17 protein-coding genes are annotated in these 18,025 nt (G+C 36.0%); 10 read left to right on the forward strand and 7 right to left on the reverse strand.

Annotation, left to right across the window (positions count from 1 at the left end; genetic code table 11):
* Positions 1 to 61 precede the first annotated feature (61 nt).
* Together BN2144_RS07610 and BN2144_RS07615 are read left to right on the forward strand one after the other, a co-directional pair.
* Complete coding sequence (locus tag BN2144_RS07610) at positions 62 to 1,387, forward strand: Na+/H+ antiporter NhaC family protein (protein WP_033827645.1); 1,326 nt, start codon at positions 62 to 64, stop codon at positions 1,385 to 1,387.
* 217 nt (positions 1,388 to 1,604) lie between these two features.
* Positions 1,605 to 2,048 (forward strand): PaaI family thioesterase, encoded by a 444-nt coding sequence (locus BN2144_RS07615; protein ID WP_033827646.1) that lies wholly within the window; start codon positions 1,605 to 1,607, stop codon positions 2,046 to 2,048.
* 270 nt (positions 2,049 to 2,318) lie between these two features.
* On the opposite strand, the gene BN2144_RS07620 is transcribed toward BN2144_RS07615, so the two are convergent.
* Positions 2,319 to 2,912, reverse strand: a complete 594-nt coding sequence (locus BN2144_RS07620) for a competence protein ComK (protein WP_033827647.1) — start codon at positions 2,910 to 2,912, stop codon at positions 2,319 to 2,321.
* Positions 2,913 to 3,336: 424 nt separating this feature from the next.
* Positions 3,337 to 3,900 (reverse strand): DUF2238 domain-containing protein, encoded by a 564-nt coding sequence (locus BN2144_RS07625; RefSeq protein ID WP_033827648.1) that lies wholly within the window; start codon positions 3,898 to 3,900, stop codon positions 3,337 to 3,339.
* A 168-nt stretch (positions 3,901 to 4,068) separates the two neighbouring features.
* On the opposite strand from BN2144_RS07625, the gene BN2144_RS07630 reads away from it, so the two are divergent.
* From BN2144_RS07630 to BN2144_RS07640, 3 genes are all read left to right on the forward strand, one after another.
* Positions 4,069 to 4,761: an NAD(P)H-dependent oxidoreductase gene (locus tag BN2144_RS07630; protein ID WP_033827649.1), complete on the forward strand. Its 693-nt coding sequence runs from the start codon at positions 4,069 to 4,071 to the stop codon at positions 4,759 to 4,761.
* Between the two features lie 18 nt (positions 4,762 to 4,779).
* Positions 4,780 to 4,962: a hypothetical protein gene (locus tag BN2144_RS07635; protein ID WP_033827650.1), complete on the forward strand. Its 183-nt coding sequence runs from the start codon at positions 4,780 to 4,782 to the stop codon at positions 4,960 to 4,962.
* A gap of 330 nt (positions 4,963 to 5,292) precedes the next feature.
* Entirely contained in the window at positions 5,293 to 5,580 is a 288-nt protein-coding gene (locus tag BN2144_RS07640; RefSeq protein ID WP_033827651.1) for a hypothetical protein, read from the forward strand.
* A 107-nt stretch (positions 5,581 to 5,687) separates the two neighbouring features.
* Here the strand turns inward: BN2144_RS07640 and BN2144_RS07645 are convergent, their stop codons facing one another.
* Positions 5,688 to 6,128, reverse strand: coding sequence for a YtoQ family protein (locus tag BN2144_RS07645; RefSeq protein WP_033827652.1), 441 nt, complete (start codon positions 6,126 to 6,128; stop codon positions 5,688 to 5,690).
* A gap of 397 nt (positions 6,129 to 6,525) precedes the next feature.
* Here BN2144_RS07645 and BN2144_RS07650 point away from each other — a divergent pair, with 397 nt between their 5' ends.
* Positions 6,526 to 6,981, forward strand: coding sequence for a hypothetical protein (locus BN2144_RS07650; protein WP_050632249.1), 456 nt, complete (start codon positions 6,526 to 6,528; stop codon positions 6,979 to 6,981).
* A 312-nt stretch (positions 6,982 to 7,293) separates the two neighbouring features.
* On the opposite strand, the gene BN2144_RS07660 is transcribed toward BN2144_RS07650, so the two are convergent.
* Together BN2144_RS07660 and BN2144_RS07665 are read right to left on the reverse strand one after the other, a co-directional pair.
* Complete coding sequence (locus tag BN2144_RS07660; protein WP_033827654.1) at positions 7,294 to 8,946, reverse strand: ABC1 kinase family protein; 1,653 nt, start codon at positions 8,944 to 8,946, stop codon at positions 7,294 to 7,296.
* A 69-nt stretch (positions 8,947 to 9,015) separates the two neighbouring features.
* Positions 9,016 to 9,327, reverse strand: a complete 312-nt coding sequence (locus BN2144_RS07665) for a phasin family protein (RefSeq protein ID WP_033827655.1) — start codon at positions 9,325 to 9,327, stop codon at positions 9,016 to 9,018.
* Between the two features lie 341 nt (positions 9,328 to 9,668).
* On the opposite strand from BN2144_RS07665, the gene BN2144_RS07670 reads away from it, so the two are divergent.
* The 4 genes from BN2144_RS07670 to thrB all read left to right on the forward strand — a co-directional run bounded on the left by BN2144_RS07670 (position 9,669) and on the right by thrB (position 13,577).
* Positions 9,669 to 10,112 (forward strand): ACT domain-containing protein, encoded by a 444-nt coding sequence (locus tag BN2144_RS07670; protein ID WP_033827656.1) that lies wholly within the window; start codon positions 9,669 to 9,671, stop codon positions 10,110 to 10,112.
* 79 nt (positions 10,113 to 10,191) lie between these two features.
* A complete protein-coding gene (locus tag BN2144_RS07675) occupies positions 10,192 to 11,490 on the forward strand; it encodes a homoserine dehydrogenase (protein WP_033827657.1) in 1,299 nt (432 codons plus the stop codon).
* Position 11,491: 1 nt separating this feature from the next.
* Positions 11,492 to 12,535, forward strand: a complete 1,044-nt coding sequence (gene thrC / locus BN2144_RS07680; RefSeq protein ID WP_033827658.1) for a threonine synthase — start codon at positions 11,492 to 11,494, stop codon at positions 12,533 to 12,535.
* A 124-nt stretch (positions 12,536 to 12,659) separates the two neighbouring features.
* Positions 12,660 to 13,577 (forward strand): homoserine kinase, encoded by a 918-nt coding sequence (gene thrB / locus BN2144_RS07685; RefSeq protein ID WP_230199716.1) that lies wholly within the window; start codon positions 12,660 to 12,662, stop codon positions 13,575 to 13,577.
* Positions 13,578 to 13,799: 222 nt separating this feature from the next.
* Here thrB and BN2144_RS07690 read toward each other — a convergent pair whose 3' ends face one another.
* Both BN2144_RS07690 and helD read right to left on the reverse strand, forming a co-directional pair.
* Positions 13,800 to 15,254, reverse strand: a complete 1,455-nt coding sequence (locus BN2144_RS07690; protein WP_033827660.1) for a M20 family peptidase — start codon at positions 15,252 to 15,254, stop codon at positions 13,800 to 13,802.
* Positions 15,255 to 15,545: 291 nt separating this feature from the next.
* The gene (gene helD / locus BN2144_RS07695) at positions 15,546 to 17,804 is read right to left on the reverse strand and encodes an RNA polymerase recycling motor HelD (RefSeq protein WP_033827661.1); all 2,259 of its coding nucleotides are present in this window, start codon (positions 17,802 to 17,804) and stop codon (positions 15,546 to 15,548) included.
* Positions 17,805 to 18,025 lie beyond the last annotated feature (221 nt).

Raw genomic sequence — 18,025 nt, forward strand, 5'->3', positions numbered from 1 at the left:
ACGAACAGATTAAACCAAGTAGTTTTATCAGCTTTGTCAGAAAAGTATGGAGGGGTTTGACATGAGTAAAAGTGAAAAACAAGGAAGCATCGTTGCATTGTCACCGTTATTCGTCTTTATTTTCCTTTTTATCGGAACAGGCATCTTTACTGGGGATTTTTCAAATATGCCTTTAACGGTTGCGGTCATTATTTCTGCCACGTATGCAATGTTTTTAAATAGAAAAGAATCACTCGCAAAGAAGGTAGAAGTATTTACGAAAAGTGCAGGACATTCAAATATTATACTTATGGTTGTTATCTTTGTTCTTGCCGGTGCATTTGCAGGGGTAGCAAAAGGAATGGGTGCGGTAGAATCAACGGTTAATCTTGGCTTATCACTTGTTCCTGGGAATTTGTTAATGGTCGGCCTGTTTCTTGTCGGTTGCTTTATCTCTGTTGCGATGGGGACTTCCATGGGAACGGTCGTAGCACTTGCACCAATTGGACTAGGTATTGCAGATGAAACAGGAATTCCGGTTGCACTTGCACTTGCAACTGTTGTTGGTGGTGCGATGTTCGGTGATAACTTATCAATGATTTCAGATACAACGATTGCTGCAGTTCGGACACAAAATACAAAAATGAAAGATAAATTCAAAGTAAACTTTTTTATCGTCTTACCAGGAGCCATCTTAACAGCCATTATTCTTGGAGTGATTACATCTGGTTACGAGCTATCCTTAACTGGTGACCATCCGTACGACGTTGTTAAAGTATTACCGTATTTGGTTGTGTTAATTGCAGCTTTAGTAGGGGTTGACGTATTAATCGTTCTCCTTGGTGGAACTGTCTTCGCTGGAGTAATTGGCCTCATTAATGGATCTTATACATTTACAAGTTTTATTCAAACAGCTGCAAAAGGTATTATTAGAATGGAAGATATCGCAATGATTGCTATATTAATCGGAGGGTTAATTGGCTTAATTCAACATTATGGTGGGATTGACTACATTTTACATTCAGTTATGAGTAAAATTAAAACAAAACGTGGAGCGGAATTCGGCATTGCTGCTTTAGTGAGTGCGGTTGATATAGCAACGGTTAACAATACAATATCGATTATTATGACTGGTCCACTTGCGAAAAATATCGCTGATGAATACGAAATAGATCCGAGAAAATCGGCAAGTATTTTAGATATTTTTTCAAGTGCGTGGCAAGGTTTTCTTCCATATGGTGGGCAAATGCTCGCAGCTGCAGGAATTGCAGGTATATCGCCAGTAAGTTTAATGCCATACTCTTTTTATCCAGTGCTGCTTGGAGTTTGTGGAATTGTTGCTATTTTGATTCGTTATCCAAAGTTTCAAGCACAACCAAAGGAACTTCAATATAAAAAAGCACAATAAAAAAAAAGAAAAAAGCTAGGGACTCATTCAGAAGTTTCCCTAGCTTTTTCATATATCACATGAAAAAATTGTCAATAAGTACGAATGGATATTCGAATTTTGCCATTAAATCAAGTCAGGCAATTTTTAAAATCGCAAAGTTTAGGAACTATAAATTGCAAAAGATACCTACGATTATGATACGATTATATATATTTTATTTTTGGAGGGGATGGTCATGGGAAAACCGGAGAAAAAACAGTTTATGGAGTTAGTTGAAAAGGCTTACGATACGTATGAAATTAATCAAGAAAGTATTTTTCTTTTTAAACTGTTTCAATTTCAATTTGACTATGATGACGTGGAAAGGACATGTACAATTACTTGTCCGATTACTGATTTAATGTTAAATCCAGGTGGAATTGTTCACGGAGGGGTTTATACGTTTATAGCCGATACGGCAATGGGGCATTTAAATTTTCATTTTCAGGATGCAACATACGTTACCCTTGAATTTAAAACATCCTTTTTCAAGGCAACTTCTACAGGATCAATTGTTGCGACTGCCCGTTATATAAAAGAAGGGTACAAAGTCTGTTATATGGAATGTGAAGTGAAAAATGAAGTAGGGGAATTACTTTGCAAAACATCAGCGACGTTCTATCGTCTAGCTAAAAAGTAAATGATTTAATTGATAGGGTGCTAAAAAGTTACATTTTTATTAATGTCAACAACTCATGACTAGGAGTCACGAGGGTTCTCGACATATTTCTAAAATGTAGGAATAACATAGTAGTAGATAACATCGGATGAAATTCTTATGTTTTTTAGAGAAAAGTATACTTTTCAGCCAACCCTATCTTTATTTGGCCGGATACACTATGGACCATGAATCACTATCGAGACTACATGTCTATTTCGAGTGTTCATTTTATTGCCGTTTTTTTCCATTTTAAGTAACTTCATAATCTAGCTGTTTTTCATTCAAAATCTCCTCCTTAATGAAATATTCGGTTCTCTTTTCACTAACTAAGCTTGAATTATTTGATTCCTCGTAAAATATTTTTTGTGTTTTCTTTATATCTAACCGATCACTTACTAACAGTTGTAAAAATGAACCTTCTTGTCTTCTTTTTTGCAGCCTTCCACTCGTTATCCCAACGATGAGATTATGCCCACCATGAAATTGTATTTTTGTTGTTCTAGCTTTATGATATGGTTCGAAATCAAGAATTTGTGAATTTACTAACCAGACAGTTCCACGTCTATCTGCAGTCATACAACGGATAAGAATAATACCCGGATTGATTGAATAAACAATTGGGACATCTTTCCTTCTTTTTAATAGAAAACGTGCGCCGATTTGTGCTCCTTCCATTGGAAAACCTCTAAATATGTATGAGTCTTTAACGATTTTATTTGGAGGCTTTAAAACAATGATTCTCCTTCCTCTTTCAAAAACAATTGAATACTCTTTTCCGTAATGATCAAAGTCTGATACGATAGCACATGTATCCCCATTAATAAAATAATCCTCTTTAAACATTTCTTTTATTCCTCCTTTTCGTAATTGTAGCCTGAAGAAAGTTTAAAAGAACGATTATTTTTCCTCCTTCTCAAGTAAGGAATAGGATTATGGTACAATGAGTTACCGTCCATATGCATAAACTGAAATTTTAATATCAATTCATCCAAAAAGTGAATATAATATTAAAAAAATTCAGTCAAATAATGTAATTCGATAAATAGGTCGAATTTCCTCTTTTTTTGTGGATATTTTTTATGAATTGTAGTATTTTGTAGGAAAAATAGGTATATGATCATATTTAATCCTAAGTTAGCTAGGTAAAATGTAGGATAAGTAAGGAGTTTATCAGGAGTCGTCTTTAATAAGCAGATAAAAACCTTAATAATTGATACCATGAATAAGGACCTTCAATGAAGCAAAGGTCCTTTTCGTAAGATGAAGTTTATGATGTCTTAACTTTAACATACGTCCAAATTGAAATGACAAATCCACCAATCGTATCGGCAATTAAATCGGTCATCGTATCGGTATTCCCACCACCTTGGAGTCCCATGTCAAAAAGTTGATCCATTGAAAACTCGTAAACTTCCCACAAAACACCGCCAAAAACAGAAAAGGAAAGTACGAATAGAAATACAAACCAAGGAGATAACTTTGTGATGCTATCTTTTCTAAGGAGGCGTTTATATAAATCATAACCAAAATAGGCGATTAGCATGCCGCTAATAAAATGCATGAAGCTATCCCACCAACCATTGCGATAGAAGCCTTGCAGAGAGCCTAAATATTGCGAACCAAACAGAAAGATAAGATAGAAAATAATGATTGGTAAGCTAAGTTCAAACTTTGTAAATAAAATAATCGCGATTGGAACTAGGCCACATACTACCCCGGCCAATGCAATAAGTGCATCTGATTGATTTCCCTTCGAAAATAATAGTACCGCGGTAATCGCCATGAATACAACATAGATTGCACATAAAATAATTGCTATTTTTTTCCTCATGAAAACAACTCCTTAAGTATAAAAAGAACGAGTCTTTCTATATCATTTGTATTTATGATTAGTATATGAATATATTTAATATATCATTATATACCATTCATTTCGTATTTACGAAGAGGACTATGGTACAATGATTAACAAAATCCTAAATGTAAGGGAAGGATCTATATGAAGACATTAGTAATTATATCTCACCCTGATCTTATAAATTCAGCAAGTCAACAGTATTTTCTTAGATCTTTAAAAGGCTTTAATGACGTGACCATCCATCATTTGGAAGCGGAATATCCAGACGGGAACATTGATGTTAAAGCAGAACAGCAATTATTAAGACTCCATGATCGAATTATTTTCCAATTTCCATTTTACTGGTACAGCTCCCCAGCTATATTGAAACATTGGCAAGATGTTGTGTTAGAGCCTGGTTTCGCCTATGGAAAAAGTGGTACTGCACTTCATGGAAAGGAATTCGGGCTCGTGTTAATGATTGGTGTACATGAACGAGAATATCAAGCAGGCGGAACAGAAACATTTAGTATCAATGAGTTAACAAAACCATTCCAAGCAATGGCGAATAAAGTAGGAATGATATATTTGAAGGCACTCCCTATCTTCCAATTCGGATATATGGAAGAGGATGAAAAAATGGATATGTTAATAAAATATTGGCAAATGTTAACGATGGAAAACAATTTAAGTCTTGCAACAAGAGAACAGTGGCTCATCTCTCAACTGGAAAAGTCGATAGAACAAGTGGATTCACAGGATTCAGATGTCGTTACATATGCAATTGAGCATATTCAAGAAAATCGAATGACAATCAATGGGCTGCAAATCGTCTTTGAGGATATGTATGAATAATATAGGAAGGTGAAGTTAATGGAAAAGCAGCAATGGCTTCTCGAACAATTAGATAAAATACAACAAAAAAGCACGGATTATAATCAAATAACTTTAGTAAAAGCAACAAAAGATATCATTAACGAACAAGTAAAGCGAATTGAGCAAATGGAAGGAGAATTAGAAGGAACGATATGGAGCCCGAAAAGATGGGGAGAATAATGGCAAGGATAAATGGAGGTATTTTATTTATTGCGAAAAGTAAAAAGATTATTGACAATTGAATGAAAATATATTATTTTATATAAATCGAACATTAGTTCGCAATGTTTGCTTAAATTCCTGTCTTATTTCAATATGGACAACTTACAGAATATACCATCTAAACAAAATCATTTTAATGAGGTGGGCTGTGGTAAAATATTTTTAATAGAGGTGTATTCATATGGAAGAATTGATAAAGCAGATGCTGTCTGAAATTCAAGCTCTCAGGAAGAACATGAATGACCGATTTGAGTCGGTTGACCAAAGGTAGATCACCGTTTTGAGTCAATGGACGAGCAATTTGAGAAAGTCAAAGCTCGTTTTGAAAAAGTGGATGAACAATTTGAGAAGGTAGATCACCGTTTTGAATCTGTAGATCATCAATTTATTAAAGTGAACGAGAGATTCGATGGTATAGATTGGCATTTAACAAAACTTGAAGATGGACAAGAGGAACTAAAAGATATGTTACGCCACCATACTACTTTGTTAACAGAAAACTTACCATCGGCAAGAAATGCGGGTTCAAGCACAAGAAACAAAGTCAGATGTCAATCTACTTTTTCGAGAAGTTGAAACTTTGAAGAGAAAGACAGACAAGATTGAAGAACGACATGGTTTATAAATAGATAAAGGACAAAGGCTTAGTACATGAATTTGACTAAGCCTTTGTCTTTAGTAGGTTATTCATATATATAACGAATGATGTCTAATGCCTGTTCAACGGTTTCAACTGTGACGTTCGCTCTGTTTGATAATTCTTTTAACGGATGAATCAGAGACTTAGGACGGATAATAATCGTTGGCTTATTTAAAGCAATGGCTGTACTAGCATCCATTGCGGTATTCCATTGTCTGTACTGTTCACCGAATAACGCAATGACAATATCAGCTTTTTGCATGAGGACTTGTGTTCGGAAATTATTAATGTCTGATGCGGCATCATCTCGGTACAATTTTCCTGGCTGTTTACCAAGGATTTCTTCTCCAATTGCATCAGAACGATCGTGATTCGTTTGCGGTCCGACAAATTTTAAAGGTAAGTTTTTCTCCTCTGCTTTTTTCTTTATTACTTCTCGCCAATTATCATGAATTTGCCCAGCTAAATAAACAACCAATTCCATGAAAACCCCTCCATTTTCCTATATTATCTCTATCATATAAAATGTTTTTGTATTTTGAAAGTAAAGCAAACTATGTAGCTGACGAGACACAACTTTATTTACTTCAAAGGCTCACGTGTAAGGAATACTTTTCGAAATCACTTAAAAAAATGTATAATAGCTGTTTCTCTTCCACTTTCAGAATAATAAATAATAGTAATTCTTTGTTAAAAATAACGGATGAGGTCTATTTTAAAGGATCTAGTCATGATAGCCAGTTCCTGTTTCTATTTCTACATATCTACAGGTTGTATAAAGTTCTAAATCATTCACAAAATATATTTTTAGAGGCAACTTGTTTTTATCGTCTATTTCCTTTTTAATTGTAATTAATTAACGAAAAGCGAGGGTGAGCCAGATGAATAAAAAGTTCATTAAAATTGTAATTGGAATTCTATTGATTATGTTGGTAAGTGCATGCGGAACGAACAGTACGAAGGATGAGACAACGAATAACGACACAAAGAAGAAGGTAACAGATACGACAGAAAATGAACAGGTGACGAATGACGATAATAACGAGGAAAACAATGAAAGTGTCAAAGATGGAGAAAGTGATACTGGTGATGAAGTGAGTCAAGATGGAATCAAAAATGATGAAAGTGAAAAAGTAATTAAAAAAGAAGTTACCTATGTTGGACTAGCCGATCCACATACAATTGAAGTACAAGATGGTAAGGATTACCTATCGTTACAAATTGATCCAGATACAATGAATGAATGGGGAAAAATAAAAGAAAATACAAAGATGACAATTGAATATTACGAAAATGAAGCAGGACAAAACATACTTAAAAGCTATAAAGTGAAATAAATTTCTCCCAAAAGCCACTATTAAAGATTAATTTAAGGTCAATTCATAGAAAAGGTAAGTGGAATGAAACTTATATAGCAGAAGTAGGGGCATCCAGAAAGTCGTCTTTTTCCTTTCTGGATGCCCCTTTTCATGTGTCAAAACCTTGATATCCCAACTTTCTTGATTATCACATTTTGGGGATATCCCATGTTCGGACAGCCCCATGAATAAAAAATGATTAAACAATTCAGTTGGTGATGAATAGGGGAACAAGGGGCTAGCCACCATAGGTTGTGGCAACGTCTGGGTAATTAACATCGTGTTGGCCATTTAAAACTTTCCATGCCGTATGATAGAGAATAATAACCATAAGAACATTAATGTTGCCACCACACCACCGACTTCCACAACTGGAAAATCCCATAAAATAGTGCTTACTTCAGAAATAGATGCACTAATAATAAGACCGACCATTAAAATACTGAATGCAAGCAAAATAATACTAAATGAAATTTGATTCGTAATTCGATCCAATTTACGTGATAACTGTTTAACTTCCGGTAAAGAGATTTCTACATGAATTTTTCCACTCTTTGTTAACAAATTTCCTGTCTCTAATAATTGGTTAATAAAAATTTTTACATCACGTACTTTTCGACGGAACTCTCGAAGAATCGATACGGGCTTTAAGCGATTGTGAATGAGCTTTTCACCAAAAGGTTGAGCCATATCAATAATGGAAAGAGTATTGTCAAGCTTGGATAGAATACCTTCCATCGTTAATAATGTTTTTGCGAGAATAGTTAAATCTGCAGGCATATGTAGATGATGTTTTAGCGAGACTTGCATCAGTTTATTCATTAAATTTGCAAGACTAATTTGGTTTAATGGAATGTCCATATTCATCTCGACGATATCTTCTACTTCCGCATATAATTGTTCACTGTCAATTGGTTCTTCTCCTTGCCCGAGCTTTTGAAGTATATAAATGACTTCATGAATTTCCCGCCTTTTTAGTGCGATAACAATTGAAGCAAGGTCGTTTTTTAATGTGGGTGATAACCGACCGACCATTCCAAAGTCAATGAGGGCGAGACGATTATTTGGTAGAACAAATAGATTGCCAGGATGTGGATCTCCGTGGAAGAAACCATCAAGGAAAATTTGTTGAAACATACAATCAACAATTTGTTTAGCCACTTCTTTTTTTTCTGCAACAGTTCCAACTTGGGTAAACTCTTTTAAACTCGTTCCTTCAATATAGTCCATTGTTAATATTCGTTTCGTCGTATACTCCCAGTAAATATGTGGGATGACGTACCTTTGATCGGCCTTTAGTTGCCGGGCTATTTTTTCACCATTCCATGCTTCTGTTGTATAATCTAGTTCGAGTCGTAAACTCCGCCCGACCGCATCAACAATTTCTGTTAAACGGTAAACCCTTGCCCAATCAAATTTTTCCTCCATTAAATTCGTTAAGTCAGCTAAAATTTGAAGGTCAATTTCTATCTTCCCTTCAATGGCTGGGCGCTGTACTTTGACTGCGACTTTCTCACCAGTAGGTAATTGGCCAATATGTACTTGTCCAATAGATGCTGAAGCAATGGGTTCCTTACTAAGCTCGAGAAACAGTTCATTGATTGAGTGTCCGAGTTCTTTCTCGATTACATGGGTGATTTCTATAAATGGAATTGGTGCAACTTGATCTTGCAATTTTTCTAATTCTTTAATAATAGGTTCTGGAATTAAGTCGACCCGGGTACTTGCAAGCTGTCCTAATTTAACAAAAGAAGGACCCAGTTCTTCGAGTACGAATCGGATCCGTTCGGCAATACTTTTGGAATGCATCGTGGAATCCGCTTCTACTTTCCTTTTAAAATCAAGTAATCCTAGATCCTTTATGACAAATCCGAACCCATTTTTTAAAAGAGCAGAGAGGATTTCTTGATAGCGTTGGGCGTATTTCAAGCGTTTTCCAATCATTCATTCCACCTCATTCATTTTCCGTAAAGAGACTAACAAAAATTTACTGGTAGCGTGTAGCCTTTATTATTACTCTTTATTATTATCATCTGCAAGCTTTTCCTCTAGTTCTTGAACCCGTTTTTGGAGTTCTTCAAATTCTTTTCGACTAACGAGATTTGCTTCACGGATGATGCGATTGAGTTTCTCATCCATCGTAGATTCCCATTTTTGTTGGGCCTCTTTTCCCTTTTTTAATAATTCATCGATTGTGTCTGAAGCTTCGGTTTTAGCCATGTTCCCTTTTTCAACAAGTTCATCTACTAATTTTTCTGCTTGTTCCTTACTTACAGCCGCAACCCCGAGTCCCAATGTGAAAAGACGATCAACTAAATCTTTCATTAGTAAAACCTCCTATACAGTTAATATTTGTTCTTATCTTAATCTTAAACACCGGCTTGAAGAAAGTAAATTGAAAAGGGAAATATTCATGAAAAATTACGAATTATAGTCAAGCTTTTGTTGTTAATAACTGTAGTCACAGCTTATCAAATCGTCGTTTGATTAAAAAACCCAACATTTTCCATAAGAAAATATCTCTAAAATGATTACCTATATCCAACTGATTTAAGGAATCTTCAAATGATTAATAAAAAAAGTAATAAAAACCATTGTAATTTTTAGAATAATATTTTAAAATGTTCATTATATATAAACAAATGTATTTTACAGGAGGACTATAGTTGCATGGGAGTGAAAAATTTTATTTAATTCAAGACGATGTTTTACCAATTTCAATCCGAAAAACGATGGAAGTGAAAAAACTACTGAATTCTGGACAATTTAAAACGATACAAGAGGCAGTCAATCAAGTTGGAATTAGTCGTAGTGTTTATTACAAATATAAAGATAAAATTTTTCCGTTTAATACTGCCACATATCAAAAGGTCATTACAGTGTCACTATTATTGGAACATCGACCTGGTATATTATCACGAGTATTGCAATTTGTAGCCGATAAAGGGGGAAATGTCATTACGATTAACCAAAGTATTCCGCTACAAGGGATTGCAAATGTTGTATTATCGATTGATTTAGCCCAACTTCAACAATCCACGACATATTTTCTAGAAGAGTTAATAAATGTTGATGGTGTACGGCGAGCAGTCATTGTTGGGGAAAGTTAAAAGATGAATAGCTTCAAAAGCAATAACTATTTTGGATGAAGAATATAGATACAAACGAAAAGTGGGGGAGGAAACAAAGATGAGAGATAAAATTAAAGTTGGTTTAATGGGATTCGGAACGGTGGGTACGGGTGTCGTCCGAATTGTTGATTCGAATAAAGAGGATTTATATAAGCAAACGGGTGCGGAAATTGAGGTTAGTCGGATTTTAGTCCGCGATACCGAAAAGGAGCGGGCGGTGTATGTAAATCCAGATATTATTACAACAGATCCACATGAATTAATTTATGATGAAGATGTAAAAGTTGTCATTGAAGTAATGGGGGGGATTGAGCCAGCACGTACGTATTTACTCGAAGCGATTGAACAAGGAAAACATATTGTTACGGCAAATAAAGATTTAATGGCGATTCATGGAGCGGAGTTAACGAAAAAAGCGCAACAATTTGGCTGTGATCTTTATTATGAAGCAAGTGTTGCCGGTGGAATCCCGATTTTAAATGCGATTGTTGAAGGATTCTCATCTGATCGAATTAAGCAAATTATGGGGATTGTCAATGGAACGACGAACTATATTTTAACAAAAATGAGTAATGAACATGCCTCTTTTGATGATGTTTTACGGGAAGCACAAGAGTTAGGCTATGCCGAGGCGGATCCTACAGCGGATGTGGAAGGATTAGATGCAGCTCGGAAAATGGCCATCCTCGCATCACTTGGTTTCCATGTTGGAATGAATTTAGATGATGTATCCGTTCGCGGTATTTCGCAAGTTACTTTAGAAGACATGAAATATGGGGAACAACTCGGTTATACGATGAAGTTAATTGGCATTGCGAAAAAGGATGATGATTTTATTGAAGTAAGTGTTGAACCGACATTGGTTAAAAACTCTCATCCACTCGCAACGGTGAATGGTGTATTTAATGCGGTGTATGTTTACGGAGAAGCGGTTGGTGAGACGATGTTTTATGGTCCTGGTGCTGGTGAACTACCGACAGCCACTGCCGTTTTATCTGACCTTGTTACAGTAGTGAAAAACATTAAACTTGGTATTACTGGTCGTAGTATGGCAACACCTTATCATGAGAAAAAGCTGAAAAGTGATAAAGAAATCTATTCAAAATATTTTATCCGACTAATTGTAAACGATGAAAGTGGTGTGTTGGCACAAATTGCAAAGCTAATGGCTGAAGAGGGTATTAGTGTTGAGAAAGTGTTCCAAGAGCCTTATCCGAATGAAGATAAAAAGGCAGAGCTCATTCTTGTGACACATAAAACATCAAAAAAACAAGTAGATACGATACTAAATGCGTTCGAGCAAGTTGATTTTGTTGAAAAAGTAAAAAGTAGTTATCGAGTGGAAGGCGGCGAGTAAGATGGTCGGGATTATAGAAAAATATCGTGAATTTTTACCAGTAACAGAAAATACTCCGTTATTAAGTCTCCATGAAGGGAGTACACCATTAATTCGAGCAGAAAATTTATCAAAAAAATTAGGTTTAGATCTTTATTTTAAATACGAGGGATTAAATCCGACCGGTTCATTTAAAGATCGCGGAATGGTGATGGCTGTTGCAAAAGCGGTAGAGGAGGGGAGTCAGTCAATCATGTGTGCCTCAACTGGGAATACGTCAGCAGCAGCGGCGGCCTACGCGGCACGAGCAAATATGAACTGCTATGTCCTCATCCCGGATGGAAAGATTGCTCTTGGAAAACTAGCCCAAGCGATTATGTATGGTGCCAAAATTATTGCCATTAATGGGAACTTTGATGTTGCACTTTCCATCGTACGAGAAATTACTAGTGAAAAACCAATTACACTCGTAAACTCAGTAAATCCTTATCGGTTAGAAGGGCAAAAAACTGCAGCTTTTGAAATTGTCGATGAGCTTGGAACGACTCCAGATATTTTGGCAATTCCGGTCGGGAATGCAGGGAATATTTCAGCTTACTGGAAAGGGTTTAAAGAATATGTGGAGAAGGATAAAGCGGTCCATCTACCACAAATGTATGGATACCAAGCGGAAGGGTCAGCACCACTTGTTAAAGGAGAAATGGTCACAAATCCAGAAACAATTGCAACAGCGATTCGAATTGGGAATCCTGCTAGTTGGGAAAAAGCGAAACGGGCCCTTGATGAATCAAACGGTCGAATTGATTCGGTTACCGACGAAGAGATTTTAGCTGCTCAAAAATTATTAACAAGTTCAGAAGGTATTTTTGCCGAACCAGCCTCTTGTGCTTCGTTGGCAGGGGTTGTGAAACATCGGAAGCTAGGGCTTATTGAGGAAGGAAAGCGAGTCGTTTGTGTGTTAACAGGAAACGGGTTAAAGGATCCTGATGTTGTATTGAAAAATGAATTCTCGATGGAAAAAGTAAATGCTGATTATCAGTCTGTTTTAAATGTGTTAAGAATGTAATATTCGCATTCGGCAAGGGGAAGGTACATGGGTAGTTTAACGATACAGTGTCCCTAGCTAGAAAAGTGATATAAATACTGAAAAAACTAGCTAGAAAGATGGTGCAAAAATGGATGATTTTGAAATGGTGGTAAGAGTCCCTGCAAGTACGGCAAATCTTGGTCCGGGCTTTGACTCGATTGGGATGGCGCTGCAATTATACACAACGATAAAAATAAAGCGCGCAAAACAAACGAAATTTCATTTGATTGGGGAAAATCAAGCTGGTATTCCAACAGATAAAAATAATTTAATCTATCAAACAATTGATTATTTATTTTTGAAAGCAGGGTTACCGACGCCAGAGCTGGAGATTGAAGTAACAAGTGAAATTCCACTAGCTCGTGGCCTCGGATCTAGCGGAACGGCAATTGTTGGTGGACTTATCGCTGCAAATGAGTTAGCAGGGAAACCTTTTTCAAGGGAGGAGGTTTTCCAGTTTGCGTCTGAAATGGAAGGGCATCCAGATAATGTTGGGGCATCACTTTTTGGTGGAATGATTGTTGCAGCAAAAAGTAGTGTGGGTAAATACGCATATAATTTATTGAAACCATCTGAAGAATTGAAAGTTGTTGTAGCAATCCCCGACTATGAATTACAAACATCCTTGGCTCGAAATGTATTACCATCGAATTATTCAAGGGAGGATGTCGTTCATGCGATTAGTCACTCAGCATTATTAACTAGTGCACTTGTAACAGGTAATTTATCTGCCTTGCGTGTTGCATTAAATGATCGTATCCATCAACCGTACCGTCAGTCCTTATTACCAGGTTTTGAAGAACTACAAAACAATGCCCAAGATTATGGCGCACTCGGTTGTGTTATTAGTGGTGCAGGTCCAACAATCATTGCCTTTGCAACGGGTGATTGTGAACAACTCATTACTTTTATGGAGTCTACTTTACAAAAATACGGTGTAACTGCAAAAGTTGCCCCACTTGCGATCGACAATAAAGGAGCAACATGTGTGGTTAGTGGGGAACAGCTAGTAAGTAAATGATGGGTGTCAAAGAATTGAAGGATCGTAGCAAGATGTGCTATAAAAATTTAAGTTTTCACAAAGAAGGCGGGGCTGTCCAGAAAGTCGTATTTTGAGTTTCCGGATGCCCCCTTTTTATGTTTCAAAGCCTTGATATACCAACTTACTTGATTATCAAATTTTTTGGGATATCCCATTTTCGGATACCCCGTATTCTTCGTATTTGAAAAGCTTTTTTGTCCACTACGAACTAGCCTCTATCATAATCTCTATATAAAACTTAATCGCATTTATATAATTGTCTATACTTATTTGTTCATTTGTCCCGTGCATTTTGTTCAAGTCGTCTGATGTAATTAATACGGGTAGGAAACGATAAGTGTTATCGGAAATTTCATCGTAATGTTTTGCATCTGAGCCTGCAAACATTAAATATGGTGCGACAATCGCATTTTCATAGACATTTCTCGTCGCTTGTTGGATGGATTTAAAATGCCACCCATCAACAGAGGACACTTTCGATGCTTCATTTCCACTTACTTTTACTTTTATATCGTCATCTTTAATCGTTTCCTTAATAAAATTTTCTACGTCTAGGAGTGAATCCCCAGGCATGAGTCGTAAATTAATAATAGCAGATGCCTTCTCTGGTAATGCGTTATATTGCTCACCAGCTTGAAAAATCGTCGGTGCGATTGTCGTCCGCAATAATGCTGCGGTTGTTGGTTCTTTCAATAAAATATTTTCAATGACTGGTTTGAAAATTGATTTATTCGCAAAAACATAACGCATTGGTAAACTCATCTCAGGAGCGACGAATTCAAATAAATCATTAACGGGTCCTCTTAATTCTTCATGGAATTGTGTATCCTCCAATGTTGCAATTGCCTTGGAGATGCGACCTATATTTGTATGGTTTTTCGGTTGTGAAGAGTGTCCACCACTTCCTTCAATGGAGAGCTCCGCAGTTGCCGAGCCTTTTTCAGCAATTCCAACGACAGCAACAGGTTGGTCTACACCAGGAACCATATTTTCAATAATTGCGCCTCCTTCATCAAGGACGAATGCGAAGTGTATGCCACGCTCTTTCAACGTCTCAGCAATTACTTTTGCTCCATGTTCCCCACCAATTTCTTCATCAAAACCAAACATAAAGTAAATATCTCGTTCTGGTTCATATCCTTCATTTAATAAAAATTCCGCCGCCTCTAAAATGCCAATGACGCCAATTTTATCATCCAATGTTCCGCGTCCCCAAATCGTTCCATCATGAATATCTCCACTAAATGGATCATGTTCCCAATTATCCTCCGTTCCTTCTAAAATAGGTACGACATCATAATGGCTAGTTAGTCCAATTGGATTTTTGTTCGCCTTTGTCCCTTTCCATTTAAAGACAAGTGCATAGTCATTCATTCGTTCGAATTCCAATTTTTCATGTACTGTCGGATATGTTTTTTGTAAAAACTCGATAAACTTTTCAAATTCATCATAATCAAATTTTTCTCGATCACGGTAGGAAATTGTTTTATAAGTAAGAGCCTTAGAAAAATGAGTAATTGCTTTTTCCTCATCAATGACGACATTTGTTTTCATAGGGGTTGGTTGCCTCGATTGGATAGCAAACGTCCTGTATCCGGTTACAAAAATAAAAATGAATAAAACTCCTAATAAGATAAAAAGAAGAGACTTTTTCATATATATTCCTCCAAAAAAGTGAACTTGTATCATATATACGATAAATGTCTGTGAATATTATTAAAACCGGAGAAATAATTTTGTCGGGTTGAATAAAACAGAAGGCGGGTATCCAAGCCTTCAAACGAAATGAGAGACTAGAGTTGCTTAATGAGAAAGAGAGTTTTGGCTTTGATATTGGTGCCGAAGCCTTCTTATCAGCTAAAAAAGAAGGCGGAAAAATGCCTTCCCTGAGATCATACGATACGATTTACAAATAATGGTTTTCTATTGATGCAAGGCTTGTAAATTCTATTTTTCTATAATATTGGTTGTAACATTTAAAAGTAGGTCCTGTTTATCCTTGGCAATGAAGTAAAGTCTATGCATTGGGCGTGTCATTGCAACATATAACAACTTTATATCAATATCATCTACTGTAAACGTCTCATCAATCACAGCAAGAAGCACCACATCAAACTCAAGCCCTTTTGATAAATAGGAAGGGACAATGATTAGATGATCTTGTTTCATATCTTCATTTTCTTTTAATAATTGAATCGGTCGTTCAACTTGTCCTTTCAATACCTTTTCTATCTTTTTACATTCATCATCTGTTTTTCCAATGAATGCGATTGATTGAAGTCCTGCCTGCTCAATTTCTTTCATGGCCCATTGAACGTTTGTTATAAATTCATTTTTGTTCTGATAATGTAGAAAGAGTGGTTTTTCTCCGTGACGAACAACGGGTTCAACTTGTGGTAAATGATTTCCCATCAAGTTTAAAATGTCATTGGCTACATTCATTATTTCAACCGTTGTCCGATAACTTTTTTGTAAAGTAACATAGTTTGCTTCAGGGAAAACCTTTTTCAATGTTTCAAAGGAGCGTAATCCGCGGTATGCGTATATACCTTGTGCTAAATCCCCGACAATAGTAAACAAATCTGTCTCAAGTCCAGCCTTTAACGCATATAATTGAAAGTTACTGTAATCTTGTGCTTCATCAATAACAACATTTTTAGCTAATAATTCCTTTTTAATGCCAAATATTTTTGCCTGCATATAAAATAATGCGGCTAAATCTTCCATTTCTACTTGGCTTTTTTCTAGCCGTTTATTATTGTAGGAAAGGAAAAAATTTATTTGCTCCTCTGAGAGAACATCACTTGTATAGTTACGGAATCTCTCTTTATTTGAAAAGAGCTCTTTATAGTAGTCTAATAATGTCTTTCTTGGGATCTTTTTTATATAATTTTTTACGGCTGTCTTTGCCTCGAGTGCAATTGTTTTTACCCGTTCTTCTTTAGCATCCATTGCTTGTACGACTTTTTCTCTTCGTTTTGCAGCGTTTTTAATTTCTAATGCATAATCTAAATAATCATCATATTTTTTTGCTAATTTATCACTAATTTGCTTTTTCTTCTGACGTACATCTGTTTTCAATACATTTTCGATTTTTTCAAGCCGCTTGTAAAAAGGGAGATAGTTATAATCGATTAAAAATAAATGTTGCAGTCTTTTCTTTGATACGAGACGATATTTTTCAAGATAAAAATCTTCCGTTGGGGTAAGTTGTTTTCGTATATCTTTTAAATACCGATCAATTACTTTTTTGTAAGTAAATGAACCTTTAAATTGGGAGAGCCATGTAAGTAGGCTTTTGTCTTTTGTATCCGTCATATAAATAAGTGAAATGAGTTTTTGTTTAGGATTTATGACTTTTACTTTTCCGCCGATACATTTTTTAACATAGTCGATGTATGTCGTTTGCCGTATTTTTTCTACACCTAGTTCAGGTAATACATCAGCAATGTAGCCAAGAAACATATGATTTGGTGCGAGAATCATTAGTTGTTCAGGTTGAAAGCGATCTTTGTACCGATAGATGAAATAGGAGAGGCGGTGAAGGGCAATGGTTGTTTTCCCACTCCCAGCCGCACCTTGAATGATAATCGGCTTTGTTAAGTCAGCCCGGATAGCACGATTTTGCTCTGCTTGAATGGTTGTAATAATTTCTGTTAATCGATTGTCTGCATTACCTGAGAGTGCTTCTAGGAGTAAATCATCTGCTGCCATCATATCGACATCGACATAATCAATTAGCTTACCTTCCTCAATTTTAAATTGCCGTTTTAATGAAAGATTTCCCTCGATTTCACCTTCATAAGACTCATAGGAAACATCACCCAGTCGGCCATCATAATATACGTTGGCAATCGGGGAACGCCAGTCGACTATGATAGGTTCTTGTGTTTCCTTTTCATAAAGAGATGTTTTTCCAAGATAATAAGTATCGGTTTCCTGCTGACCTTTCCTTTGAAAATCAATTCTGGCAAAGTACGGCTTATCGATCAATCGCTCTAAAGCATCTGCTTCTTTCGTGGCCATTTCAAGAAATCGTGTATTCGATAAGGCGGTCGTATAGTTTAAGCTACTGTCGAGGTTATCGAGTTCTGCCAATGCTTCACGAATATTTCCTTTATATTTGCCTAAGCTTTCTAGTGTTTCCTGTAATATATACTCCATATACTTTTTCGTATAGGCTAGATGTTTCTCCTCTTCATTCATCGAAAAAGCCCCCAATACTATAGGTTACGTATTTTTAATATTAACAAATGAGAAGTTAGAACGACAAGCTGAGATATTCAACATTGTTTGGTGAATAACACAATAGATGAATAAAATTTCCATTGATTAACTGAAAACAGACGTAGTGAGCATGGTAAAATTCATTCTGAAAAAGGGTAATCCATAATAAAAATCTCCCTTGACCGTAGCCATGGGAGATT

The organism is Bacillus andreraoultii, assembly GCF_001244735.1.
Classification (GTDB): domain Bacteria; phylum Bacillota; class Bacilli; order Bacillales; family Caldibacillaceae; genus Caldifermentibacillus; species Caldifermentibacillus andreraoultii.